We start from the raw sequence: 25,210 nt of genomic DNA, 5'->3' as shown, positions 1-25,210 counted from the left end.
GCGGCGCTAAAAACGCACCGTCACCGGAGAATGGAGTCAGCGATCCGTGACGTTGGCAAAATTAGTACCGGACGTGACGGTCCGTGTTTCGAGTCAGCTCGAAGTCGATTCGTCTCTCATCAGTCGTCTTCCGACGATTTCTCGGCGATACGGTCGGCCTCGAGCGCCGCTTCTTCCCGCTCCTTCGGATCGCCGTGCCCCCCGCCGCCGGGCGTTTTGACTGTAACTGTCGTCCCGGCCGCCACGTCGACCGTCGTCTTCGCCGGGACCGGCTCGCCGTCGATCAGGTTCTCGCCGGTCGCGCCGTCCTCGCCGCCGGCGATGCCTTTCGGCGCGTGTCGGCGGCGCTCGGTCAGCAGCGACACCGTCGCGTCGGTTTCGACCGTGACCGAGCGCTCGAGTCCCAGCCCGCCCCGAAACCGTCCGCGTCCGCCGCTGCCCTCTCGGAGCGCGTACCGTTCGACGCGCAGCGGGTACTCGGTCTCGAGCGATTCTACGGGCGTGTTGAGCGTGTTCGTCATGCCGACCTGCACGCCGTCCATCCCGTCACGGTCGGCGCGTGCGCCGAAGCCGCCGCCGATCGTCTCGTAGTACGCGAAGGAGCCGTCCCGCGCGCCGATGGTCAGGTTGTTCATCGTCCCCTGGCCTTGCGCCGGGACACGATCAGGGGCGGCCCCCGCGAGCGCGGTGAAGACCACGTCGGTGACCCGCTGGCTGGTCTCGACGTTGCCGCCGACGACGGCGGCGGGCGGATTCGGATTCAACAGCGACCCATCAGGTGCGCTGACCGTCACCGGTTCGTAGCAGCCGTGGTTCGGCGGGATCTCGGGGTCGGTGATACAGCGAACGACGAAGTAGACGGCGCTCGTCGCGACCGCCAGCGGCGCGTTGAGGTTCCCCGCGACCTGCCCCGCCGTCCCCGAGAAGTCGACGTCGATCGTCTCACCGTCGACCGTCACTGTCACGGCGATCTCGATGTCCTCGTCGGTCACGCCGTCGCCCTCGAGGACGCCGGCTGCCTCGTAGGTCCCGTCGGGAAGCGCCGCGATCTCCGCCGCGATCCGCTCGCGGGAGTAGTCGATGACGGCGTCGAACCCCTCGAGCACCGTTTCGCGGCCGTGTTCGTCGAACAGCGATGCGAGCCGTGCTTCGGCGCGTTCGTTCGCCGCCTGTTGTGCGCGGAGGTCGGCTTGGCGCTCGCGCGGATTGCGGACGTTGGCGAGCACGAGTGAGCGGACGTCGTCCCGAAGCTCACCGCCCTCGACGAGCCGAATCGGGGGGAGCCGGAGCCCCTCCTGATAAATCTCCTCCGCGCCGGCCGGCATGCTTCCGGGGGTCATCCCGCCGACGTCGGCGTGGTGAGCTCGAGAGACGGCGTAGCCAACGATCTCGCCCTTGTCACCGGCTCCGGTGCTGCCGTCGCGTCCGGGGGCGATCGGCGACACCATCGTCACGTCCGGCAGGTGCGTGCCGCCGGAAAAGGGGTCGTTGAGCACGAACACGTCGCCCGGCCGCGGATCGTGCTCGCGGACGGCGTCGACGGCGGCCGGCATCGCGCCGAGGTGAACTGGAATGTGCTCGGCCTGTGCGATCATCCGCCCCTCGGCGTCGAACAGCGCCGTCGAGCAATCCCTGCGTTCCTTGATGTTCGGCGAGTACGCCCCCCGGATCAGGGTCTGGCCCATCTCCTCGGCGACGCTCTCGAGCTGGTTGCGCAGGACTTCGAGGGTAACCGGGTCGATGCCGTCGTCCGTGTCGTCGGCTGAATCCGGCGTCATCGCCCATCCCCCTCCGTTCGCGTCACGACCAGCGTTCCGTCGGCGAGCGTCTCGCCGGCCCACCCGGGCGGGACGACCGTCGTACTCTCGGCCTGCTCGAGGACCGCCGGTCCCTCGATCGACGACCCCGTCGCGAGCCGATCCCGGTCGTAGACGGTCGCTTCCCGCGCGCCGGTGCCAGGGAAGGTCGCCTCTCGAGTCCCGATGCGGGCGTCGCCGGCCCCCTCGTGGCGAATCGTCGGCTCCGAACCCGGTATCGTCGCGGTCGTTCGGAGATTGACGACCTCGATCGACTCGTCCATCGCGTAGCCGTAGGTCCGTTCGTGGGCGGCGTGGAAGCGATCGGCGACCGCCGCCGCGCCGAACTCGTCGTCGACGGGGACGGTCAGCTCGAAACTCTGGCCCGCGTATCGGCAGTCGGCCGCGCGCTCGACCCGCGCCGCGTCCGGCTCCGAGGCGTCCGCGAGCACGTCCTCGACGAGGTCGTCGTAGACGGAGTCGAGTTCGGCGGGTTCGGACCCCTCGAGATCCACGCCGACCGTCCGAACGGCGTCGTAGCTCTCGTCGGCCGCGAGCAGCCCGAACGCGGAGAGGACGCCGCTCGGTCGAGGGACGACGACGCGGCTGACCGAAAGCGAATCGGCCAGCGCCGCGGCGTGCATCGGCCCCGCGCCGCCGAAGGCCACGAGCGCGAACTCGCGGGGGTCGTGGCCCCGCTCCACCGTGACGGACCGGATCGTCCGCGTCATCGTGGCGTTCGCGACGCGATAGACGCCGCGGGCCGCCTCGAGAGCCCCCGCCAGTCCGGCCTCGTCGGCCAGTCGCTCGAGGGCCTCGCGGGCAGCGTCGACGTCGAGGGTCATTTCCCCGCCCAGTGCGGTGTCGGGGCCGATGTACCCCAGCACGACGTTGGCGTCCGTGACCGTCGGTTCCGTGCCGCCGCGACCGTAGCACGCGGGACCGGGATCAGCGCCCGAGGACTCCGGGCCGACCCGGAGCGCGCCGCCGGAATCGACCCAGGCGATCGACCCGCCACCGGCGCCGACCGTGTTCACGTCGACCATCGGCGTCCGGATCGGGAGTCCGTCGATTTCCGCGTCGGTCGTCCGTTCGGCTCGTCCGTCCCGGACGAGGCTCACGTCGCTCGAGGTGCCGCCCATGTCGAACGTGACGAGCCCCTCGACCTCGTCGTCGTCGACGGTCGCCGCAGCGCCGACGACGCCCGCTGCCGGGCCCGACAGCGTCGTCGTCACGGCGTGTTCGCGAACCGTCTCGGGGTCGGCGATGCCGCCGTTCGTCTGCATGATCCGCGGTGCCGGAATCCCGGCGTCGTCGGCCTCGTCGACCAGCCGGCCGACGTAGCGGTCGATCGCCGGACGGACGTAGGCGTCGACCGCCGTCGTGGACGTGCGTTCGAACTCGCGAAACTCCGCGAGCACCTCGTGGGAGGCCGAGACGGGGACGTCCAGTTCGTCCCGCAGCGTCTCCGCGACGACCCGCTCGTTTTCGGGATCCGCGTAGGCGTGCAGCAGGGAGACCGCGACGGCCTCGACGTCGCACTCCCGAAGCGTCGTGGCGAGATCGCGGACCTCCGCCGCGTCGATCTGCCGCTCGACGCCCTCAGCCGTCGTCCGCTCGTCGACTTCGAACCGGCGGTCTCGAGGCACCAGCGGCTCGGGCTTCTCCGCCTCCAGGTCGTACAGCGCCGGCCGATCCTGCCGGCCGATCTCGAGGACGTCCCGGAACCCCTCGGTCGTCACGAGCGCGGTCGTCGCGCCATCACGCTCGAGTAAGGCGTTGACCGAGACGGTCATCGCGTGGGCGAACCCGTCGATCTCCGCGGGCTCGATGTCGGCGCGATCGCAGGCCTTGCGGATCCCCTCGAGGACGCCGACGTGCTGGTCGTCGGTCGTCGGCACTTTGGCGGTGACCAGCCGGTCGTCGACGGAGAGGGCCACGTCGGTGAAGGTGCCGCCGACGTCGACGCCGATACGGGTGTCGCCGTCCGACTCGATAGACGTTCGTTCGGGAGTTCCCATCGATACGTGTCGGATTGCGGTTCCGGTGGTTTATAGTCCGTCGTGATCGCGGTCCGCGAGCGACCGGACGATAGTCGACGGTCGACCTACCCAGTCCGGTGTTCGACCTCGAGCGTTCCGTTGCCGACGGTGGCGACGAACATCGTCTCGTAGGTCGTGGGAGCGGCACCGGTGGCGCTGCCCGGATTGAGTACGCGGACGCGATCGACACTCCGTCCCCGGTCGCCGGCCGATCGATGATCGTCGATATCGACTGTCGTGTCGACCACCTCGTGGGTGTGGCCGGCGACGGCGACCAGCGTCGTTTCCGCGTTCGCCGCCGTTTCCTCGCGGGCCGTCTCGACGACTCGCTCCCGCCAGTCGCCCGACGATCCGTGGCCGTGAGTGACGACGAACGTCACGCCGTCGACCTCGAGCGTGGCGGTCAGCGGGGCGTCGAGCGTCGCCGGATCCACGTTTCCCCGGACGGCCGTCAGGTCGCCGTCGGCGAGGTCGACGATCCGCTCGTAACTTCCGAACGACTCGAAGTCGCCGGCGTGGATCGTGTGGTCGGCCGCTTCGATCTCGGCGACGACCCACGCCGGGAGCGCGGACTCTCGAGTGGGGACGTGCGTATCGGCAATGATCGCGATACGGGACATAGGCGAGCGTACCATCTCGAGGACGAAAACCGTAGCGCAGTAGCGATATCCGGCGGCCGCGTACTCGAGTTCCCGTCGCCGGACCGAGACGACCGGTGCTGTTCGTTTCCGGTGCCGTCCCGCCGACGAACGGGTCCGAAAACGACACCTCTGGCGTTCCCGTCGACTCTCGTATGGGCGCCAATACCGATGTCACCACCGACGCCGACGATTCGAACCACGTCGTCACCGCTTTTCTCCGTCATCGCGGCGACGTTCTGCTGCTGCGACGGAGCGATGCCGTCGGCACCTACGCGGGCCAGTGGGGCGGCGTCTCCGGGTTCGCGGAGGGGCAGCCCGACGAACAGGTCCGCGTCGAGATTCGCGAGGAAACCGGCCTCGAGTCCGATGCCGTCTCGCCGGTCCGCTCCGGGCGGCCGGTCGAGTTCGTCGACCCGGAGCTCGGACGCGACTGGGTCGTCCACCCCTACCTCTTCGACTGCGAGACTCGCGGGATCGAGCTGAGCGAGGAACACGACGCGTACGAGTGGGTTCCGGCGACCGACCTGCTCGAGGCCGTGGGAGACGATCGCGAGACGGTGCCGGAACTGTGGACCGCCTACGAGCGCGTGGCACCCACCGTCCGGTCGATCGCCGCCGACGGCGAACACGGGGCCGCGTTCCTGTCCGTGCGGGCGCTCGAGGTGCTTCGCGATCGAGCGGGCGTGCTCGTGGCCGAACGAACTGAATTCGGCTCCGATCCGGACGGCGAGTGGGACGAGCTCGCCGAACTCGCGGGTCGACTGCTCGAGGCGCGGCCGTCGATGGCCGTCCTTCGGAACCGGGTCAATCGCGTCATGGCCGGTGCGGACGGCGACGACGGGGATGCGCCGGCCGTCCTCGAGTCGGCGCTGCGAACTATCGACCGCGCGATCGGAGCCGACGAGGACGCCGCAACGACCGCGAGCGAGGTTCTGGGGGACAGCGTCGCGACCCTCTCTCGGTCGGGAACCGTCCTCGAGGCGCTCGAGACCGGCGAGCCGTCGCGTGTGTTCGTCGCCGAATCCCGGCCCGCCCGGGAGGGGATCGACGTCGCGGAGCGGCTGTCCGAGACGACCGACAGCACCGTGTCGGTCCACACCGACGCGGCGCTCGCGCACGTGCTCGCACGCGAGGATATCGATCGCGTGGTGATCGGCGCGGATACCGTCCTCCCCGATGGCTCCGTCGTGAACAAGACGGGCACGCGAACGCTGGCGATCGCCGCCGACCGCGAGGGGATCCCGGTTTCCGTCGTCGCGGCGACGGACAAAATCTCGACGCGCGAGGACGTGAACCTCGAGTCCGGCGACCGAACCGCAGTGTACGATGGTGACGCGTCGATCGACGTGCTGAACCCAACGTTCGACGTGACGCCCGCGGATTGCGTGACCGAAGTGGTTACCGAGCGCGGAGCGCTCGAGCCGGCCGACATCGAGGCCGTAGTGGAGGAATTGCGCGAACTCGAGGGGTGGCGTGACGTCGGGGAACCACCGGATCCGGAAACGACAGACCGAAACCCCTCGAGGGAGTAGCCAGCGATGGCGGCAGTGACGACGTGTTACCCCCTCTGAGCCCCTTGTGACGAGGATTTTTCCCGAGCCGCCACTTCTACGGACGATCGGTATCGATCCGTCGACGTCGATCAGTTCTCCGTCCGGATCGTCGACGCGCTCCGACAGCTCTCGCTCTGCCTCGTTCCGATACTCCGTGACTTTCTCGCGGAGTCCGGTCTCTTCCCGGGAACCGGACCCCGTCGTTTCGTCTGTTTTCAATCCGGTGAGACGCTGGCTACCGTCGTGACAAGTAGTCTGCCAAACCTTCAACTCCGGTTCGTTCGTACTGACGTCTATGACATTCGAACTCGAGCGACTCGGCGTCCACGACTCGGTATCGATGGTGTTTCCGCCGGCGGAACTCGCAGAGTATCTCGCCGACCTGCCGGTCGAGGTCGCCGTAATCGGCGACGACGGGATCTCGACCTGCGACGCGGTCGTCACGATGGAGCACCGCGATGCCTTCCTCGAGGTGGACTGGGTCCACTCGATCCAGGCGGGCGTCGACCGGTTCCCGTTCGACGAGTTCGAGGCGAACGACGTGATCCTCACGAACAGTACGGGGATCCACGACCGAACCGTCGGAGAGACGGTCGCGGGCTACCTCCTCATGTTCGCCCGGCGGCTGCACGATCACGTCGCGAACCAGCAGGAGCGCCGGTGGGAGCGCCCCGAGTGGGACGCGGCGTTTACGCTCGCCGGGTCGACCGCCTGCGTCGTCGGCACCGGCACGCTCGGAACGGGCGCCGCGGAGACCCTCGGCGGACTGGGGCTCCGCGTGACGGGCGTCCGTCGCTCCGGCGATCACGTCCCCGGCTTCGACGAGGTCTATTCGAACGACCGGCTGCTCGAGGCCATCTCAGGTGCTGACTTCGTGATCGTCACCGTGCCGCTGACCGAGGAGACCCGTCACCTCTTCGACGCCGAGGCGTTCGACGCCATGCGCGACGACGCCTACTTGGTGAACGTCTCCCGCGGTTCGGTCGTCGACGAACCGGCGCTGATCGACGCGCTCGAGGGCGGTTCTCTGGCGGGGGCGGCGCTGGACGTCTTCGAGGAGGAACCCCTGCCCGACGAGTCGCCGCTGTGGGGGATGGACGAGGTCATCATCTCGCCCCACTGCGCCGCCTTCACGCGGGACTACTTCCGAGACACCGGCGACATCGTCCGCGAGAACGTCGACCGACTCGCGGACGGCGCGGAATTCCGCAACCGCGTGGTCTGACGCTGAGTGGCTCGAGGCGGCGTGACCCTCAAATGAGTACAGATATCGGACAGCACGTGCGGTGGCCGGGCGCGCGACTCGAGTACCACGAGAGTCGCGCAACCCGGGGAAGGGCAGGCTATTGACCGATATTTGCCGCGAGCGAACGAAGTGAGCGAGCGGGCCGACGACCGACCCGGAGAGCGCGGCGCTCCGCGCCGCGTCGAGGCGAGCGGCAACGCCGCGAGCCAGGGGAGGGAGGAGTGCTTTTGATCGACCTTTTGCGGAGGGACATCGCGCTGTGCGGCAGCGTAGCTGCCGTCAGCGCGATAGACCGCAGAGCAAAAGGTCGTTAGAAGAACTTGAACAGATCGTCGCGTTGTTGCTCGTGCAGATGGGTGCGTATCGCCTCGTTCAGGGGCTCGAGTTGCCCCTTTTTGGCGCAGATCGGGGCGATCGTCTCTTGCCACTGCTTCCAGGGCGGGTAGAGGCCGAGGCGGTCACAGAGCGCGTCGAGCCGCTCGTCTTCGTCGTCGACCTTGTCCATCTTGTTGACGGCGACGACCGTCGGGACGTCCAGTTCCCGCAGGAAGTGGAACATCTCGACGTCGTAGGGGATCTCGTCGGGGCCCGAGTGGCGGTCGATGATGTCGATGACGCTCTTGCCGTCGACCACGAGGACGGCGACGAGGATGTTATCGGCGTACTCCTCGAGGTAGTGGACGATCTCGGTCTTGATCTCCTCGCGGAGGTCCTCGTCGACGCCGCTCATGAAGCCGAAGCCGGGGAGATCGGTGATGACGAAGTCCTCGGGGGCCCAGTCGTAGTGATTGGGCGAGCGGGTGACGCCGGGTTTGCCTCCGGTGTCGAAACTGTGGCCGGTCAGCTCGCGCATGAGCGTGGATTTCCCCACGTTCGAGCGGCCGACGAGCGCCACTTCGGCGTCTCGGTTCGGGCGCGTATCGAAGTCGATCATACGCCATGTAGGGCCGACCGACCTTTATACGCGTTGTAACGGTGATCGGCCGTGTGGTGGGTATTCACTCGAGTTAGTGTCGGACCGGTCGGGGGACCACTGGCCGCTAGACGCGGATCGCGACGTATAGCCCGATCCCGAACGAGACTGCCACGAGCAGGGTGATGGCGACGAGCCGACGGCTCGAGGGGGTCGCCTCGAGGTCGACGTGGCGGCTGTCGCGGGCGGTCTGGACGCCGAACCAGGCCAGTGACGTCCCTCCGACAGCCATCGCCGCGGCGAACAGCCACGACCCCCCGTCGCCGGCGACGAGCGCGGATCGCACTGCCGAGAGGGTGACGACGGCCGCCAGAACGACGTCAGCGATCCCGACGAGGGCGTTCCAGGGGACGCATCGACCGCCGAGCGTGACCGAATCGACGAGGCCCCCGACGACCATCAGGATCGCCGAGAGGACGAATCCGCCGAGGGCCACGACGGCGAGTGGTTCGGTAAGCACCGTCGGGCCGAAGACGGCGAGATAGGCACCGGCGAGTCCCAGCATGACGACGCCCAACAGCGAGGCGAGTCGTCGCTTCATACCGTTATTCATCGCCCTTGACACAAAACTGTGTGGAGCGAGACGACCGGCGGGTCGGCCGCTCGATCACGGGGGTAGAGCAGCGATGATCGCGATGAGCAGCCCGAGTCCCATCCAGCATACGAGGATGGCGATGAGGACGACGACGGGACCGGAGGGTGTCGTCTGGAGGCCCTTGAGGTCGACGCGGTGGGTATCGCGGGCGACCTGGAGGCCGTGCCAGGCCATGAACGTGCCGCCGGCGAGCAGTCCGAGGGTATCAATCCACGAATCTGCGTTGCCAGAGACCATGTCGGGGATCACTGCGGGAATCACAACGATCCCCAGAATGATGTCTCCGAGGCCGACGAGGACGTTCCACGGGACGGATCGGCCGCCGAGCGTGACCGAATCGCGGGATCCACCGACGAATTTCAGGATCCCCGCAAGGACGAGGCCGGGGGGAATCAAGATAACGGACGGGCTGGGGAGACCCGTTCGAGCAGACACGGCGAGAAGGAGGCCGCCGACTCCCAACATGACGATGCCAAACAGCGAGGAAAACCATCGGGTCATACCATCAGTCATAGCTTCCGTCACGAAACGATAGTAAGAGCTCCGATTTCCGACTCGAGTTCTCCCTGCCGCTCCTACGGTGTCGAATGCCCCGGAATTATGACCCCGCCGTGTCTCAGTCCGACACGTGCGGCTCGTACAGTTGACGGTTCCGACAGGGAAGCGGGAGACCATCCTCAAAACCCTCGACGAGCGGAAGATCGACTACGTCGTCTCGGACGAAACCAGCAGTCGAGAGTACACGGCGGTCGTCTACTTCCCGCTGCCGGATGCGGCGGTCGAACCGGTGCTCGACGAGATACAGGACGCCGGGATCAACGAAGACGCCTACACGGTCGTCCTCGACGCGGAGACGGTCGTTTCCCGGCGGTTTCAGGAGTTGCGCGAGGAATACGAGGAAGGCGACGTCGAGTCGGACCGAATTTCACGCCAGGAGCTGCAGGCGGAGGCCGACGATCTGACGCCGAGCTTTCCCGTCTACGTGGTGATGACGGTCATCAGCGCCGTCGTCGCGACCGCGGGCCTACTCCTCGACTCGCCGGCCGTCGTCGTCGGCTCGATGGTGATCGCGCCGCTAATCGGGCCGGCGCTGGGGGCGAGCGTCGGGACGGTGATCGACGACGAGGAACTGTTCGTCGAGAGCGTCACCTACCAGATCATCGGCGTCGTCGTCGCGATCGCGGCAGCCGCGATCTTCGCGGTGCTGGTTCGATCACTGAACATCGTCCCGCCGGATCTCGTTCTCTCGAGCGTCGGCGAGATATCGGAGCGCCTCGCGCCGGACTTGCTATCGCTCGCGATCGCGCTGGGCGCGGGCATCGCGGGGGTCGTGAGCATCGCGACGGGGACGTCGGTCGCCCTCGTCGGGGTGATGATCGCCGCGGCGTTGATCCCGCCCGCCGGCGTCGCGGGAATCGCCCTCGCGTGGGGAGAACCGACGTCCGCGATCGGTGCGACGGTGCTGGTCCTCGTCAACCTGCTTTCGGTGAACCTCGCCGGGCTGTTGACGCTGTGGTACGCCGGTTACCGCCCGGAGAACCTGTTCCAGCTCGGAGAAACGGAGCAACGCGTCCGCAAGCGGATCGTCGGCCTCGCCGTTATCGTGCTCGTCTTCGCGGTGTTTCTCGGCGGAATCACCTACGCCTCCTACGAGACGGGGAACTTCGAACAGGACGCCCGCGAAGAAGTGGAAACCGTCCTCGCACAGGACCAGTACGAGGACTACCAACTGCTCGAGTTTCAGGTCGTGATGGACGACAACTACCCGTTCCGGAACCCCGAGCGAGTGATCGTCACGATCGGCGGCCCGCCGGGCGAGTCAGCACCCGAACTGGCCGACATCCTCAGCGAGCGGATCAACGACCACGCCGATCAATCCGTTACCATCGAGGTCAGGTACGTCGAAGTCGTCGAGCGGTGATCGGGTCGCGGCGTCGATCCCGGATCGGTCGGTCCCGTCGGCCGGCAGCGTTATTTCGGTTCGGAACCCTGCCTCGAGACGTTCCCTATCGATGGTTCGCGCCTCGGTCGCTCAGCTGATACTGTTCATCGCGGCGATCAGCGTGTCGACGCTGTTCGTCGGTGTCATCGTCACCGAAACCGGACTGTACGTTCAAGCCGTCGAGGACGAAGGTGACAGGGAGACTGCAGCGATCGACGCCGAAATCGAGATTATCAACGATCCCGAGGCCAAGGCGGTCTACAACGAGACCGACGAGACAGTGACGGTATACGTCAAAAACGTCGGTGGTGGGACCCTGAACCCCGACGATCTCGAGGTAGTAGTAAACGGGGAGCTCGCGACCGTCACCGAAACGGACGTGATCGGCGGCGAGCCCTGGCGGCGGAACCGGGTACTCGCCGTGACGCTCGATCACGCGATCGAAGGAGGCACGAACCGCGCGCTCGTGCGGATCGACGGGAGCCGCGACCTCCTCTCGTTTCAGTACGCTGGTAGCCTGGACTGGTCGACGGACGGGGATTGGTCCGCGGGAACGCACGAACGGACGGTCAGCGACGGGATCGGCGACCGGGACGCCGACACGGTCAGGCTCGGCTACGATGCCGGCGACAGCGGACTGGTCGCCTACTGGCCGTTCGATGAGGACAGCGGGGACACGGCGTTCGACGCGACGGGGACCAACGACGGCAGACACGTGAACCACCCGACCCCGGGTCAGACGGGACTGGTCGGGACCACCGCGTACGACTTCGATCACACGCAGAACCAGCACGTCAACGTCTCGCACAGCGACGCGATCGAGATGAGTACCGACGACCGGGTCACGGTCTCCACGTGGATCAAACTCGACGAGGGATGGGGCGACACCGTCGACGACGCGATGGCGATCGTCCAGAAGTCGGACGCGTCGTACAACCTGCAGCTCATCCCGTCGTCGACGAGTCCGGAGGTACAGTTCGTCATCCATGACGGGACCGAGTACCACTTCGCGACCGTCACGCTCCCTGACGATCACGAAGGGCGGTGGGTCCACGTCAGCGGTCGATTCGAGGCCGATACGGAGTTTAGCGTCTCTGCCGACGGGCAGACTGCCACTGCCGACCCGCCGTCGAACATGCGCGCGACCGACGACCATCCGCTGGGGATCGGTGACAACATCGACGACAGCGCCTCGAATCGATCCTTCGCCGGAGATATCGACGAGGTCCGCCTGTTCGACCGCGCGCTGACGGACGACGAACTCTCCGACGAGTACCTTACGGCGACCAACGGAAGCCACACCACTGACTGGCGGACGACGACGGGCGACATGCGGGCCGACTCCCTGCAACTCGAGAACGTCTCGGCGACGCTCGACGGCGAGACCGTGACCGTGTACGTCGAGTCCGACACAACGGGCGACGGAACGGCCGACGAGGTGAGCGACCCGATTACGTTGACCGAAAGCGGCGAGGTCTACGCTGTCGAGGGGATCACCGCGGACAACGATCGGTTCCGGCTCCGCCTCGAGTTCGAAACCGGTTCGGTGACGCGGACGCCCGTCGTTTCGCGGATCGAACTCACGCAGGAGTGACGATCTCGTCGGACGAACAGCGGTCGGTCGCCGTGCTCACCGCGTCTCCTTATCGATCGCGAAGTCGACCGAGCAGCGGAACGGACGTCGACTCCTCGTCGGTTCCGCGTTCGACGTCAGTTGTCCCGTCGGACTCGTCGGCGGCGCTATCGCCATCGCTCCCGGCCGCGATGTCGTCTTCATCTTCGTCGCTGCGACCGATTCGCCGTCGAATCCACGTTCGCGGGCCGCCGATGTGGTTGACGAGATACGTCGGAAAGTAGAGCACGACTCCGCCGAAGAGCAGAAACCCGAGCCCCCATGCGTAGTTCCCCGAAAGCAGGCGGTTAGCGCCGAGGATGAACATCGGGCCGGCCATCGACATCCCGGCGACGGTCTGGAGCATCCAGAGGATACCGGGGCCCTTCATCGTGATCGAACCGCCGGTGTCGGTCGTGTTGCGAGCACCGTCACCCCTCGAAGGGCAACTCCGGCTCGTACCCGATGGCCTCGACGGCGGCGTCGAGTACCGTCTCCACGTTCGCGCCGGTTTCGACGCTCATGGTGTAGTCGGCAGCGACGGCATCGTCGAGGTCTCCGTCCTCGAACCGGTCGGACTTGTTCGCGATCGTGTACACCGGGATGTCCTCGAACTGGGCCGAAATCGAGTCTCGGAGCTCGAGTTGCGAGCCGATCGGGTACCCGCACTCGCCGGTGGGGTCGACCACGACGAGCATGCAGTCGGCGAGGTGCTCGATGGCGCTGACCGCCTGCGATTCGATCTCGTTGCGGTCCTGCGGCGGGCGGTCGAGCAGGCCCGGCGTATCGACGATCTGGTAGCGGATATGATCGCGCTCGAAGTGGCCGACGCCGATCCCCTTCGTAGTGAACGGATAGGACGCGGTCTCGCCGCGCGCGTTCGTGACGTCGTTGACGAACGAGGACTTGCCGACGTTCGGGTAGCCGGCGACGACGATCGTCGGCTCGTCGGGGTTGATCTCCGGCAGGTCGCGCAGGTCGTTGCGCGACTTGTTGATGTACAGCAGGTGGTCGTCGACCTGCTCGACGATGTCCGCGAGCCGGGCGAAGGCCTGTTTGCGGTGCTTGCGCGCCGTGTCCACGTCGGTCTTTCGCAGTCGCGGCTGGTACTCCTCGTGAATCTCGCGGGCCTTCCGGCTGGCCCACATGACCTCCGACAGCGCCTGTCGGAGCTTGTCCACGTCGACGATCGCGTCCGCTAACTCGTAGTAGAACGGGTGGACGTCGTCCTCGTACTCGAAATCCGGCCACGCCGTGACCACGTTTTCGAGATTGTCCGAAATGATGTTGGCCGCCGTCTGGAGCATCGACTGCTGGGCCTCGAGGCCGCCTTTGGCCTTGCCGGACCGCGCCGCCCGCGAAAACGCCTTGTCGATCAGCTCTTCCGACGTGGGCGTTGTCGGAAGGTCTTCGAAAATCATGTCCACAACTAGAGCGCCGGATCATAAAGGGCGTTCGTTATGGGCCGGATCCCAGTACGCGGCCTCGTCGGGACGCGGGCTCGTCGGTGCCCTCGACTCGAGTCTCGGACGCTTCGGACAGCAGGAGTCCGCCGCGACCTTATCCCCATCGCCGGCCTACGATCACCCATGACAGACTGGCGTGCCGTCTTCGTCGGGTTCGTCGTCGCGACCGTGCTCGGAATCATCGGGCTCGCCGTGCCCGGGATCGGCCAGATCGCGGCGGGGCTGGCCGGCGGCTTCGTCGCGGGCTACATGGCCGGCGGTGGCCTCGGGAGCGGGTTCTGGCACGGGCTGCTCGCGGGCGCGCTCGGGGGCATCATCGGCGGGCTCCTCATCGGCGTCGCCGTCGGTATCGCCGGCCTCGCGATCGGTCCCATCGGGGGCGCGGTCACCGGTGCTGCGGGAGTCGGCATCTTCGCGCTCGCCGTCGCGATCTCGCTCGTGATGGCGCTCGAGAGCGCAGTCGCCGGCATCGTCGGCGCGGCGGTCAGCAGCTGAGATTGGTTCTGTTAGTACGGAACCATTACAACGGACGGCGACCACCGATCAGTTGACGTGACACCCTCGGTATTCGATCCGCGACTCGAGTACACGACAGTCGCGGAGACGACGCTCAGCGATCTCGACGGCGAGAACGGCGACCTCGTCGTCGGCGGCTATCCCATCGAGGAGCTCGCGGCCAACGCGACCTACGAGGAGTGTCTTTTTCTCCTGTTCGAGGGACGGCTGCCGACAGGCGAGGAGCTCACCGACTTCCGCGCCGATCTGGCGAGTCGACGCGGGATCTGTGCGGAAACCCGCGACGTCCTCCGTCGGGCCGTCGACGAGGGGAGCTCCGCGATGGCGGCGCTCCGAATGGGTATCGCGACTGCGTCGCTCGGTACCGACGAATCGGAGCCTCACGCGGACGCGAAGCGATCCGTGGCCGTCCTGCCGACGATCGCCGCGACCTACTGGCGATATCAGCGGGGCGACGATCCGATCCCGCCGAACGACGCGTTGAGCCACGCCGCGAACTACCTGTTCATGCTCACCGGCGAGGAGCCGACCGACGCCGAAGTTCGCGGCCTCGAGACGTTTCTCACCACCATCGCCGAGCACGGGATGACGGCCTCGACGTTTACCGCCCGAACCGTGGTATCGACCGAGTCCGACGTCGTCTCCGCGACGACCGCTGCCCTCGGGACGCTCAAGGGGCCGAGACACGCCGGCGATCTCGGGGACATATTTGAACTGCTTCAGGAGGTTCACGAGTCCGGCGACGCCGAGGCGGTCGTCAGCGAGCGACTAGCCGCCGGCGAGGGGCTGAAGGGCTTTGGCCATCCGGTATACAGCGTTCGGGATCCGCGCGCAGCGGTCCTCTCGGCCGCGGCCGAACGGTTCTACGAACAATCGAACAACGAGGGCTTCCTCGAGAGCGTCCGGGAGTTCGAGGCGGTCGCGACGGAACGATTAGCGGAGCAGGACCCGAGCCGCGACGCTCGAGCGACCGTCGAGTTCTACGCCGCCGCCCTGCTCGACGGACTCGGGATTCCGAAGGCACTGTTTCCGGCGACATTCGCGATCGCGCGCGTCGGCGGCTGGGCCGCCCACTGTCTCGAGCAACTCGAGAACAACCGGCTCGTTCGGCCGACCGCTCGGTACGTCGGGACGACGGGGAAGACGTGGATGCCCGTCGAGAATCGGCACGTCGCCGGCGACTCGCTGGTCGGACGTCCCGTCCAGTCGGCGTCGCTCGAGCCCGTCTCGGAGACGCTGGCCGTTCTCTCGGAACCCAACCGTCTCGAGGTCCTCCTGCTCCTGTACGACGCCGACGAACCGCTGGCGTATTCGGACCTCCGGAGAGCGGCGTCGATCGAGGACAAGGGCCGATTCAACTATCACCTGCGCCAGTTGCGGGAGTACTTCGTCGCCGACCGCGGGGACGGCTACGAACTAACCGAGGTCGGTCGAACGTTCGTCCGGACCGTGCTGACCGAAGACCAGTTGCTCGACGACCTGCTGTAGCCCGCGTCGAGGAGAAGACAGTTACTCCATTCACCACCGGTGGTACCGACCGCGTCGAGCAGCGGTTCGACTCGAAGGCCGCCGTTTCGCCGATTTCCTCGGGATCGAATCGACACAGGCGGTCGACGGATCTCACCTATCACTCGACAAGGGGAACTCGAGTTCTCCGAGCGCTTACATGATATCGGCGCGTCGCTCGCGTATGGACAGTTCGGAGCTGAATCAGGGACTCGAGGGGGTTTCCGTCGCGGAAACGAGCCTAAGTCGTATCGACGGGGAGGCCGGTGAACTACTGATCGGTGGGCTTCCCGTCGCGGAGCTCGCGACCAACGCGGCCTACGAAGAAAGCGTCTTCCTCCTGTTCGAGGGCCGGCTACCGACGGCGGCGGAACTCGACGATTTCCGTGCGGATCTGGCTCGCCGACGCGAGATCTGCGATTCGGTCCGGGCCGTACTCCGCCGTGCTGCCGACGAGGAGAAACCCGCGATGGACGCGCTTCGGATGGGTGCCGCTACGGCGAACCTCGGGACGGGGACGGACTCATCGCGAGAGACCGCGCGGCGAGTCGTCGCCGTGTTCCCCACGATCGTCGCGACCTACTGGCGATACCGGCAGGGAGACGATCCCGTCGAATCCCGCGAGGATCTCGGGCACGCCGCGAACTACCTGTACATGCTCACCGGCGAGGAGCCGAGCGAGGCCGCCGTCCGTGGGCTCGAGACGTACCTCAATACCGTCATCGACCACGGCGTCAACGCCTCGACGTTCACCGCTCGGACCGTCGTCTCGACGGAGTCGGACCTCGTCTCGGCGGCGACCGCCGCGGTCGGTTCGCTCAAGGGGCCGCTCCACGGCGGCGCGCCCGGTCCCGTCCTCGATATGCTTCGAGACGTCCACGAACGCGGCGATCCCGAGGGATACGTCCGCGCAAAACTCGACGCCGGCGAGCGATTGATGGGCTTCGGTCACCGCGTCTATCGCGTCCGCGACCCGCGAGCTCCGGTGCTCTCATCGGCGGCGGAACGGCTGTACGCGGAGTCCGCGGATGAGGACTTCTTCGAGACCGTCCGCGCGTTCGAATCGGTCGCCGTCGACGCGCTCGCGGAGCACAAATCCGATCGCCGACTCGAGACGAACGTCGAGTACTACACCGCAGCCTTACTCGACGGCGTCGGGGTTCCCCAGGAACTGTTCACGGCGACGTTCGGCGTCTCGCGGGTCGCCGGCTGGACGGCTCATTGCCTCGAGCAATCCGAGGACAACCGACTGGTGCGACCGGTCTCGCGGTACGTCGGCGAGACTGATCGAACGTGGACGCCCGTGACTGACCGGTAGAACTGACGGATCGTCGGCCCGTTGCAGACGGAAAGAATCGAAGAGATCGGGCGGCAACCGCGTTCAGGCCGACGCCATCTCCCGGCAGCTCTCGGCGCACTTCGGCAGGATCTCGGCGCAGGCCTGACAGTGCTCGGTGTCGTGTTGCTCGCACTCCTCGGCGCACTCGTCACAGAGGTCCGCACAGAGTTCGCCCAGTTCCCCGTGATAGCCCGAGTTGCGAGCCATGAACCGTGCGTGTAGCGACGCGATGTCCGCCACGTCCCGACAGAGCCGGAGACAGCGGGCCATTCCCTCGCCCTCGCCGGCGCACTCGTCCGCACACCACTCGCAGACCTGCGCGGCCTCGAGACAGTTGTCGATACACTCCTGCATGTGGTCGTCGGCGTGCTCGAGCTGTTGTAGTGCCATGCAACTGGGTGCAACAGCAGCGAACGGTATGAAGCTGCTACGGGCTGTTGCAAGCACTGGGGGGCGGCCACGGTCGCAGTAGAGCGGACGCAGTGAGACGGTTCAGCGGGCCCAGTCGAACTCGTCGTCACTCTGCCGTTCCTCGTGTCGGTCTCGCGTCGATCTCGAGTCCTCGTCCTCGTCGCCCCCATCCATGATACCTTCCTCGCGCCCGGGCGCGGGTGTCGTTTCGGAGCCGGTGTCGGGTTCCGGATCGGGCTCGGTCGCGGATTCGGGGTCAGGGTCGGGTTCCGCGTCTCGTTCGGACGGTGGTTCGGAGTCCGTGGTGGCCTCTTCGGAGCCGGTGTCGAGGTCCGGTTCGGACGCCGGAGCGGGTTCGTCCGTGCCCGGTGCGACCGCCGGCACGTCGACCGCGTTCACGGCGTGGCGGACGACGGCACTCCCCTCGACGCCCTCGACGGTCGCTTCCGTCGTGAGCACGATCCGGTGGGCCATCGTCGGCTGGGCGAGATGTTTGACGTCGTCCGGCGTCACGTACGACCGGCCGTCGATCAGCGCCGCGGCGCGGGCCGCCTCGAACACGCGCTGGACGCCCCGCGGCGAGACACCGATCTCGGCCCGCTGATCCGCCCGCGTCTGCCGCGCGAGTTCGACGATGTAGCGGCGGACCTTCTCGTCGACGGTGACGTCTTCCGTCATGTCCTGGAGGAGACGGACCGCGTCCGGGCGCACGACCGGGTCGACGGTCGGGGACAGCGACCGCCGGTTCGCCCGGCGCTCGAGCAGTCCCATTTCGCCCTCGAGATCGGGATAGCCGAGCGAAGTTTTGACGCTAAACCGGTCGCGCTGGGCCTCGGGTAGGCGGAAGGTCCCCTCCTGTTCGATCGGGTTCTGGGTCGCGACGACCAGGAACGGCTCCGGCAGGTCGTAGGTCGTCCCGTCGACGCTCACCTGGCCTTCCTCCATGGCCTCGAGCAGGGCGGCCTGGGTCTTCGGCGGCGCGCGGTTGATCTCGTCGGCCAGGACGACGTTGGTGAAGATCGGACCCCTGGCGAATTCGAACTCGCCGGTCCCGTCGTCGTAGACCGTCGACCCGGTCACGTCCGAGGGCAGCAGATCGGGCGTAAACTGAATCCGCTTGAACTCGAGTCCCATCGCCTCCGCGATCACTCGCGCCGTGACCGTCTTCCCCGTCCCCGGTACGTCCTCGAGCAGGACGTGGCCACGAGCCAACACTGCCGAGAGCATGGCGTGGAGGACCTCGCGGTCGACGACGGCGGCTTCCTCGATGCGTTCGACGACGCGTCTGACGGCGCGCGCGGCGTCGTCGGGCGTCGCGTTCGTCTCGTCCATACACGACAGTGAATCTATATGCCCAAGAAGCCTCCCCTCGAGTCCGCCCGCCGGACCGGTTCGGAGCCGATGCCGCCCCTAGCCGCGCAACGGAATCAACAGGAGCAGTGCGCCCACCACGACGATGACGACGCCGCCGGCCGCGCCGCCGCTCGGGACGAGGCCGGCGCGAAGCAGTTCGAGGACGGTGACGACGACGACAGCGGCGACGGCGAGACCGACTGTGACAGCGCCGTGAAACAGCTCGAGCCGACGGGTTTCGGGCAGGTGGCCGAGCTCCGCCGTCAGCCCCAGTCCGTACGTCGCGCTGTCCCAGACGACGATCGCGCCGGCGATGCAGACGAAGACGACGAGGGGGTTGCCCCGTCCCACTCCGATCGCGGCGACGACGAGCCCCAGCGCGGCGATCGCCGGCCCCATCGCCCGTCTCGGTAGCAACCCGAGGGCGACACCGACGACGGCGCTCCCGAGCACGAACGCGACCGCGAGCGGGCCCAGCAGGAGGGTGACGAGCAGTGCCGCTCCGACCAGAAAGGTCCCGCTGGCGGCCCCGATGCCCGCGACGAAGAGGATCAGTCCGAGCAGGAACGGTACCGAGAGCACGACGCCGACGACGATCGCGGCGCTCCGGCGCGTCGTCCGGGCGGTGACCTCGTGGCTCATCCGGCGGAGCAGGACCGCACCGATGCCGGCGACGAGCGCGATCCCGCCGACGGCCACGATCGGCCAGACGACGACCGGCGACGAGAGCGCGCCGAGCGCGCTCGCGAGCACCGGGACGTTCGCTATCAGGCCGGCGGGAGTCGCGATCACGAGGATGGCGGTGCCGACGAGCCCGCCGATCGATCCGACGACGGCATACAGCAGCCGCCGTCGGAGGGTGGCGAGTCGCCGCTCGATTCCCGGCCGCCGGTCCCGCGGCGTCAACTGTCGAACCGGGAGCCACCGGAGCGCCAGTCGGACGACGCCGCCGGTGCTCGCCACGATCAGGAAGAAGCCCATGACGGACGCGACCGGCGTCGAAACCCCCGTTATTGTCGTCAGAACCGACCAGCCGAAGAGGACGATGCCGATCAGGACCGTCACGAGTATCGCCGAGCACAGCATCGTAACGTAGCCGATCATCGTCCCGGCCGCGGCGGGTTTCAGCTCGTCTCCGCCGACGTCGGCCCAGGCCGCACCGATTCCGGCGAGTGCGAGCGCGCACCCGCTCGCCGCGATCCCGGCTCGAGCCACGAACGGCGCTGCGAGCACGACCAGCGCGAACGCCGTCCCGAACGTCATGAGGAATCCGTGAGCGACGACCTGGCTGACGAACCCGTCGCGCTCGAGCAGGCCCACGCCGGCGACGCTCAGCCCGACGACGAGGCCCAGCGTCGGCAACAGCGACGACTCGCCGATTTCGAGGCCGACGACGCCGACGATGGCGACGACGACGAGGCTGGCGATCCAGAGGCTCGCCGCCCGCGGTCGCCCCTCGTCGCCGATCGCGGACGGTCGATCGAGGCGGGGGCCCGCGAGGGACATCTACTCGTCACCTCCCCGTCGCTGCGGATCGGTTGCCGAAGCCGACCCGGGGTCGTCGCCCGATCCGCGGTCCGTCCCGATTTCCGTCGTTCCGTCCACGCGTGTCGGCCCGCTCGTACTTTCGGCGGGTTCGCTTTCGGTCGAATCGCTGCCGTCCGTCTCGCTGCTCGAGTCGCCGCCATCGATTCCGCTGCTCGAGTGATTCCCACCGCCGGCCCCGCTCAGTCGCGAACTCGAGAGGCGCACGTCGGCGGCGAATGCGCGTTCGATGATCAGCGGGAGCGGCGTTCCGCGTCGCCAGTCGACGGTGCGCGCGCCGGCGGCCTGACAGCGGGCCAGTCGGGTTCGGCGGCGCGTCTGTTCGTATTGGCCGCTGACGGTGTTTTCGGGGATCACATCGGGTGAGAGGAGGACGACCGGCAGGCCCGCGCCGCGCCACGTCTCGACCGCATCCACGGGCTGGTCGTCGAGAACCGGCGAGAACAGCGCGAGCTGTGCGTTCGCTGGGACGAACTCGAGCACCTTGCGCACTTGGTGGGTCGTTCGATTCCGTCGGCGGAGTGCGGACCGGTACGCGTCCGAACTGCGGTCGGCCGTCGATCCATCGTCCTCGGTCACTGTCCGGAGCAGATCGAGCGCGCGCGTTCGCTGTTCGGCCCCGCTCGCGGGCTCGAGCCAGTAGCAGCCGGCCGGCCCGGGGCCGTCCATCCCGATGACGGCGACCCCGACGTCGTGGCCGCGTTTGAGAAGGTCGGTCAGCGCCCTGGTCGCGGCGTAGGCGCCGTATTCGATGGCGGTGGGCTGTCCGGGGCCGGCGACGACCCGGCTCGGCGCTCGCGCATCGAGGACCAGCACGACCGTCGCCGAGACCTGTCGTTCGTAGTTGACCGTCGCGAGGGTCCCGCGTTTCGCGTAGTGACGCCAGTCGATCCGTTCCGCGGGGTCGTCGGGGCGGTACTCGCGAGTCGAGTGAAAGGTGAGGCCCTCGCCGGGGTCGTCGGTCGTGAGTTGCCCGACGCGGCCCGAGCCGTCCTCCTCGATCGGCGGCGCGTCGGCGTCGAGTCGACAGACGACCGCCCGATCGCCCGACACCGACAGTCCCACCGTCGCCATCGCGCTCGCCCCCAGCCCGCGGACTCTGCACTGGGGCGGCTCGAAGTCGTACTCGCCGTGGCGGGCGACGACGACGTATTCGACGGTGAGTTCCTCACCCGGCTCGAGCGTCGCGCCGGCCCGCGGCGATCCCTCGAGGACGGCGATCTCGGCGGGGACGCCGTCGGCGACCCGGAGATCGGTGATCGTTCGATCGGAGTCGTTGACGATCTCGAGGGAGATCGTGACGGGTCGGCCGGGCGGTGCGGGCGTCGGCGTCACGGTCCTGGTCGCGGCGAGTTCGTCGGGGGACCGAACGCGGGACAGCGAGCCGTAGGCGACGAACGTCAGCGGAATGACGGCGCCGAGCAGGAGGATCTGGTTCCCGTCGATCACCCCGGCGACCGCGAGCGCGATCGTCGCCGCGACGGCCCCGCGCCAGCGCATCTGTCGGTCGATCATCGGTCGGTCACCGCCCCGTCGCCGTCTCGGGTGGCATCATTTTGGGCCTCACTCTCGCTGTCGTCGTCGCCTCGATCCCCGTCCGCTCGCTCGGCGTCTCCCCCCATTCGAGGCCGAACCGGTTGCGGTCCGCGGGCGGTCGCCCGGGGTTCGACGGCCCGCTGGAGTCGGCCGTCCGATCCGCGACGGAGGTCCTCGAGACGCGGTCGGAGAACGGGCACGTTTCGCGGGGCTGTCTGGCCGGGCACCGTCGGCAGTGCGTCGTTGGCGACGTCCGCGACGGCACTCGTCGCCCGGCGCGCTCGCTGGCGGACGACTCGTTCGGGGTACAGCCACGCGCGAAGGCGCTCGCGGAACGGACGGATCGGCGGTTCGATCTCCGCCGCGAGGACGCTCGCGGCGACCCGATCGTCGGTCCAGCTCCCGTCCGCGAGCGCCGCCTCGGCCGCCGACCGGGACCGGCCACTCTGCTCGAGGGCGTCCAGGAGCGCCTCCCGGAGCGGCGGTCGAACGACCGCGAGGCCGTCCTCGATCGTCCCCGAACTGCGGGCCTCCTCGCCGGCCGTCTGGATCACGCCGGCGAACCCGTCGCTCGAGAGCGCGGGGTCGCGATTGGTCCGCTCGGGTGCCGGGTTCGCGAACGGCTCGTCGGCCGCCCAGGGAACTGCCGGCGCGTCCGCGGTCGTATCGAGCGAGCCCCGGACCTTCCAGAGTCCGAGGGCGAGTGCGACGAGTGCGACCAGGACACCGGCCGCGTCAGCGCCGCCCGCCCCCGGGGAGCCGGCGACTCCCACGACCGCCCCGATCGCGACGAGCGCCAGTCCGAACAGGGCGACCAGCAGTTGGTAGCGCGCTCTCACGATCGACCCTCCGTGGTGGATTCCGTGGCGGACGGAGACTCCGGTTCATCTTCGTCCTCTGGCTCGGCGTCGCCCCGGTTTCGAGCCCGCTCGACGGCCTCGTACGCGTCGGCCGCGCGTTCCCGACGCGCGCTCGAGCGCGGGCGTCCGCCGTACTCGACCTCGCGGAAGAGCGTCGTCAGCTCCCGAACCGGTTCGCGCGGATAGCCCTTCGAGAGCGCGCGCCGCTCGATCTCGCCGGGGGTGCGCGTCCGCCAGCGTCGCGGCGCGACTCGCCGCGCGAAGGCTCGCCAGAGCTCGCGGAACGAACGTCGTTCGTCCGTCGAACCGTTCGCTTCGGCGTCGAACTCCGCGGATTCGTCCGTAGTCAGATCGTCGTCGGACGCCGTCGGCTCGGTCGCTTCCTCGTCGGATCGGAACAGCACGACACCGGCGACGGCGAGCGCCACCGTGACGAGGATCGCCCCCCGGACGCCGTCGACGACGTAGCCGCCCGCGATCAGCGGGACGGCCCCCACTCCGGCCGCAATCGCTCGAATCGGGAGCCCGCCCAGCGCCTCGAGTCCGGATCGGAGACGGCTCGGGAGCGTCTTCACCCAGTCCGCGAACCGCTCCCAGAGCCCTCGTCCCGACCGCGGCAGCGACCGGAGCCACTCGCGGACGGCGGCGGCCAGCGAGTACCCCCACGCGAGCAGCGCCTCGACTCGGTCCACGACTCGCAACGCGAGGGCGACGAGCCGCGACTCGAGCCGGTCAAGCCGGTCGCGGATCGACGGGAGGTCGTCGATCGCGGGTCTGCGCAGTTCCGTGTCCGACCGAGTCAGACCAACAGCGAGTCCCAGCAGCGCCACGACGCCGAGCGCGGCGAGGCCGCCCGTTCGTCCGTAGAACGCCTCGACGACGAGCACCGTGACGAGTACCGATGCGATTCCGACGACGGCTACGAGTCCGAGAAGACCGTGCCTGCGGTAGGTGAGCGCCGCTAGCCCGGCGACGACGAGCGCAAAGAGGAGAACGGCCCCGCCGTACGCACCGACGAGCGAGACGCTCGCGGTCTGCCGCTCCGTGCTGACCGTCACCGTCGTCGTCGGATCGAGCGGCAGTCCGGTAGCCAGTCGGCCGTCGGCGTCCGTCGTTCCGTAGGACTCTCCGTCGACGGTCACCGCCGCCCCCTCGACCGGCTCGCCGTCGATCGTCGCTTCGACTGCACCGGGGCTGCCGGGAACCGGCGCGAGCCCGTCGGGGGAGAACCCCGCCTCGAGCAACAGCACGTCGACGGTCGTCGTTCCCGCGAAGTCGCCGCGGGCGACCTCGAGTTCGAACGCGTCGGTGCCGTCGTCCGGAACCGTCACCGTGGCCCTCCCGTTCCCGTCCGTCTCGCCGACCGCCGTCCCGTCGACGGAGACCGTCGCCTCGGTCATCGGCTCGCCCTCGATCGCTGCGGTGACGGTGACCGTTTCACCGGGATAGGGGTCCCCGTCGACCCGCAGTTCGACGTCCCCGTCGACCGCGTAGGTGGCCGTCCCGTTCTCCGAACCGCCGTCCTGCGTACTCGCCGCGAGCGGAGCCGGCATCGCCACCGCCGTCGCGGCCGCTGTTCGAGCGGCGACCGTTCCCGACGGGTCCGTCGGGGCCGCCACTGCTCCCGGGGCGCCCGCGCTCGAGGACCGTGCCGTGGGCGTTCCGCCGCGACACGTCGCATCGGTCGCAGCGCCGACCCGGACGACCAATTCCTCGACGTACGGCACTTCGCCGGTCACCCGGCCGGTACGGTCCGTCTTTCCGACCCGCTGGTCGCCAAACCACACCGGCGTGTCGACGAGCGGCTCGCCCTCGTACCGGACCGTCGCCGTCACGTCGCGGCCGGGGACCGGCTTTCGATCCAGGGTGATCACGCACTGGGGTTCTTCGACCTCGGTCGGGCGATCGCCGCCGTCGTCGGGCCGGAAGTCGAACCACTCGAGCAGTTTCCGCCAGTCGAACCCCTCACCCGGCTCGTCGACGCCGTCGTCGGTGGGTTCGGTGGGTTCGGTCTCGACCTCCGACGGGTCGCCATCCAGGTCGAACTCGAATCCCGGACCCGAGCCGCCGTCGCTCCCGCCGGCCATGCCGGGTGCGAACACGGCCGCCAGCACGAGCGCGAGGCCCGCGAGCACGACGAACGAGACCTGCCGGTAGTCGGCCCCGCCCGCGGCGTCGTCGGTGGTGGAATCGTCGGACACGTGGCGTCACTCCGTTCGCGGTCGGCGCGGTCGCCGACCTGTCGCTAGCTCAATGAGTGAGTATGGGACCTACCCAA

Annotated in this window: 21 protein-coding genes; 7 read left to right on the top strand and 14 right to left on the bottom strand. The window is 68.2% G+C overall.

The features are described 5' to 3' along the window. Positions 1-119: 119 nt before the first annotated feature. The 3 genes from LDB05_RS13800 to LDB05_RS13790 all read right to left on the bottom strand — a co-directional run bounded on the left by LDB05_RS13800 (position 120) and on the right by LDB05_RS13790 (position 4,458). The gene (locus LDB05_RS13800; protein WP_226004573.1) at positions 120-1,778 is read right to left on the bottom strand and encodes a hydantoinase B/oxoprolinase family protein; all 1,659 of its coding nucleotides are present in this window, start codon (positions 1,776-1,778) and stop codon (positions 120-122) included. Beyond that, positions 1,775-3,817, bottom strand: a complete 2,043-nt coding sequence (locus LDB05_RS13795) for a hydantoinase/oxoprolinase family protein (protein WP_226004572.1) — start codon at positions 3,815-3,817, stop codon at positions 1,775-1,777. The genes LDB05_RS13800 and LDB05_RS13795 overlap by 4 nt, the downstream gene beginning before the upstream one ends. Positions 3,818-3,903: 86 nt before the next feature. Then, the gene (locus tag LDB05_RS13790; RefSeq protein WP_226004571.1) at positions 3,904-4,458 is read right to left on the bottom strand and encodes a metallophosphoesterase family protein; all 555 of its coding nucleotides are present in this window, start codon (positions 4,456-4,458) and stop codon (positions 3,904-3,906) included. A 173-nt stretch (positions 4,459-4,631) separates the two neighbouring features. On the opposite strand from LDB05_RS13790, the gene LDB05_RS13785 reads away from it, so the two are divergent. Continuing rightward, positions 4,632-6,011, top strand: coding sequence for an eIF2B alpha/beta/delta subunit family protein (locus LDB05_RS13785; RefSeq protein ID WP_226004570.1), 1,380 nt, complete (start codon positions 4,632-4,634; stop codon positions 6,009-6,011). 316 nt (positions 6,012-6,327) lie between these two features. After that, on the top strand, positions 6,328-7,257 hold the full coding sequence (ddh, locus tag LDB05_RS13780) for a D-2-hydroxyacid dehydrogenase (protein WP_226004569.1): 930 nt from the start codon (positions 6,328-6,330) through the stop codon (positions 7,255-7,257). Between the two features lie 331 nt (positions 7,258-7,588). Here the strand turns inward: ddh and engB are convergent, their stop codons facing one another. The 3 genes from engB to LDB05_RS13765 form a co-directional block, all read right to left on the bottom strand. Further along, complete coding sequence (gene engB, locus LDB05_RS13775) at positions 7,589-8,212, bottom strand: GTP-binding protein EngB (protein WP_226004568.1); 624 nt, start codon at positions 8,210-8,212, stop codon at positions 7,589-7,591. A 106-nt stretch (positions 8,213-8,318) separates the two neighbouring features. Further along, the gene (locus LDB05_RS13770) at positions 8,319-8,792 is read right to left on the bottom strand and encodes a DUF7994 family protein (RefSeq protein WP_226004567.1); all 474 of its coding nucleotides are present in this window, start codon (positions 8,790-8,792) and stop codon (positions 8,319-8,321) included. A 66-nt stretch (positions 8,793-8,858) separates the two neighbouring features. Continuing rightward, positions 8,859-9,347 carry a DUF7994 family protein gene (locus LDB05_RS13765; RefSeq protein ID WP_226004566.1) on the bottom strand — a complete coding sequence of 163 codons (489 nt, stop codon included), beginning with the start codon at positions 9,345-9,347 and terminating at the stop codon, positions 8,859-8,861. A 127-nt stretch (positions 9,348-9,474) separates the two neighbouring features. On the opposite strand from LDB05_RS13765, the gene LDB05_RS13760 reads away from it, so the two are divergent. Beyond that, entirely contained in the window at positions 9,475-10,767 is a 1,293-nt protein-coding gene (locus LDB05_RS13760; RefSeq protein ID WP_226004565.1) for a TIGR00341 family protein, read from the top strand. A gap of 91 nt (positions 10,768-10,858) precedes the next feature. Beyond that, positions 10,859-12,382, top strand: a complete 1,524-nt coding sequence (gene arlG, locus LDB05_RS13755) for an archaellum stator protein ArlG (protein ID WP_226004564.1) — start codon at positions 10,859-10,861, stop codon at positions 12,380-12,382. Positions 12,383-12,431: 49 nt separating this feature from the next. Here arlG and LDB05_RS13750 read toward each other — a convergent pair whose 3' ends face one another. Together LDB05_RS13750 and LDB05_RS13745 are read right to left on the bottom strand one after the other, a co-directional pair. Then, positions 12,432-12,791, bottom strand: coding sequence for a hypothetical protein (locus tag LDB05_RS13750; RefSeq protein ID WP_226004563.1), 360 nt, complete (start codon positions 12,789-12,791; stop codon positions 12,432-12,434). Positions 12,792-12,831: 40 nt separating this feature from the next. Then, complete coding sequence (locus LDB05_RS13745; protein ID WP_226004562.1) at positions 12,832-13,821, bottom strand: NOG1 family protein; 990 nt, start codon at positions 13,819-13,821, stop codon at positions 12,832-12,834. Positions 13,822-13,989: 168 nt separating this feature from the next. Here LDB05_RS13745 and LDB05_RS13740 point away from each other — a divergent pair, with 168 nt between their 5' ends. The 3 genes from LDB05_RS13740 (at position 13,990) to LDB05_RS13730 (ending at position 17,206) form a co-directional block, all read left to right on the top strand. Beyond that, entirely contained in the window at positions 13,990-14,361 is a 372-nt protein-coding gene (locus LDB05_RS13740) for a DUF5518 domain-containing protein (RefSeq protein ID WP_226004561.1), read from the top strand. Between the two features lie 57 nt (positions 14,362-14,418). Beyond that, complete coding sequence (locus LDB05_RS13735; protein ID WP_226004560.1) at positions 14,419-15,870, top strand: citrate/2-methylcitrate synthase; 1,452 nt, start codon at positions 14,419-14,421, stop codon at positions 15,868-15,870. A gap of 202 nt (positions 15,871-16,072) precedes the next feature. Continuing rightward, positions 16,073-17,206: a citrate synthase/methylcitrate synthase gene (locus tag LDB05_RS13730; RefSeq protein WP_226004559.1), complete on the top strand. Its 1,134-nt coding sequence runs from the start codon at positions 16,073-16,075 to the stop codon at positions 17,204-17,206. 63 nt (positions 17,207-17,269) lie between these two features. Here LDB05_RS13730 and LDB05_RS13725 read toward each other — a convergent pair whose 3' ends face one another. The 6 genes from LDB05_RS13725 to LDB05_RS13700 all read right to left on the bottom strand — a co-directional run bounded on the left by LDB05_RS13725 (position 17,270) and on the right by LDB05_RS13700 (position 25,133). Beyond that, the gene (locus tag LDB05_RS13725) at positions 17,270-17,617 is read right to left on the bottom strand and encodes a four-helix bundle copper-binding protein (protein WP_226004558.1); all 348 of its coding nucleotides are present in this window, start codon (positions 17,615-17,617) and stop codon (positions 17,270-17,272) included. 102 nt (positions 17,618-17,719) lie between these two features. Then, complete coding sequence (locus tag LDB05_RS13720; protein WP_226004557.1) at positions 17,720-18,970, bottom strand: AAA family ATPase; 1,251 nt, start codon at positions 18,968-18,970, stop codon at positions 17,720-17,722. A 78-nt stretch (positions 18,971-19,048) separates the two neighbouring features. Further along, entirely contained in the window at positions 19,049-20,497 is a 1,449-nt protein-coding gene (locus tag LDB05_RS13715; RefSeq protein ID WP_226004556.1) for a DUF7519 family protein, read from the bottom strand. Further along, entirely contained in the window at positions 20,498-22,051 is a 1,554-nt protein-coding gene (locus tag LDB05_RS13710) for a DUF58 domain-containing protein (protein WP_226004555.1), read from the bottom strand. After that, on the bottom strand, positions 22,048-22,911 hold the full coding sequence (locus LDB05_RS13705; protein ID WP_226004554.1) for a DUF7269 family protein: 864 nt from the start codon (positions 22,909-22,911) through the stop codon (positions 22,048-22,050). The genes LDB05_RS13710 and LDB05_RS13705 overlap by 4 nt, the downstream gene beginning before the upstream one ends. After that, entirely contained in the window at positions 22,908-25,133 is a 2,226-nt protein-coding gene (locus tag LDB05_RS13700; protein ID WP_226004553.1) for a DUF4129 domain-containing protein, read from the bottom strand. Before LDB05_RS13700 ends, LDB05_RS13705 begins: the two co-directional genes overlap by 4 nt. Between the last annotated feature and the right edge of the window lie 77 nt (positions 25,134-25,210).

Source organism: Natrinema salinisoli, assembly GCF_020405205.1.
In the GTDB taxonomy this organism is placed as follows: domain Archaea; phylum Halobacteriota; class Halobacteria; order Halobacteriales; family Natrialbaceae; genus Natrinema; species Natrinema salinisoli.
Note: the sequence above shows the minus strand (reverse complement) of the source record. Positions and strands in the feature narration are given on the sequence as shown.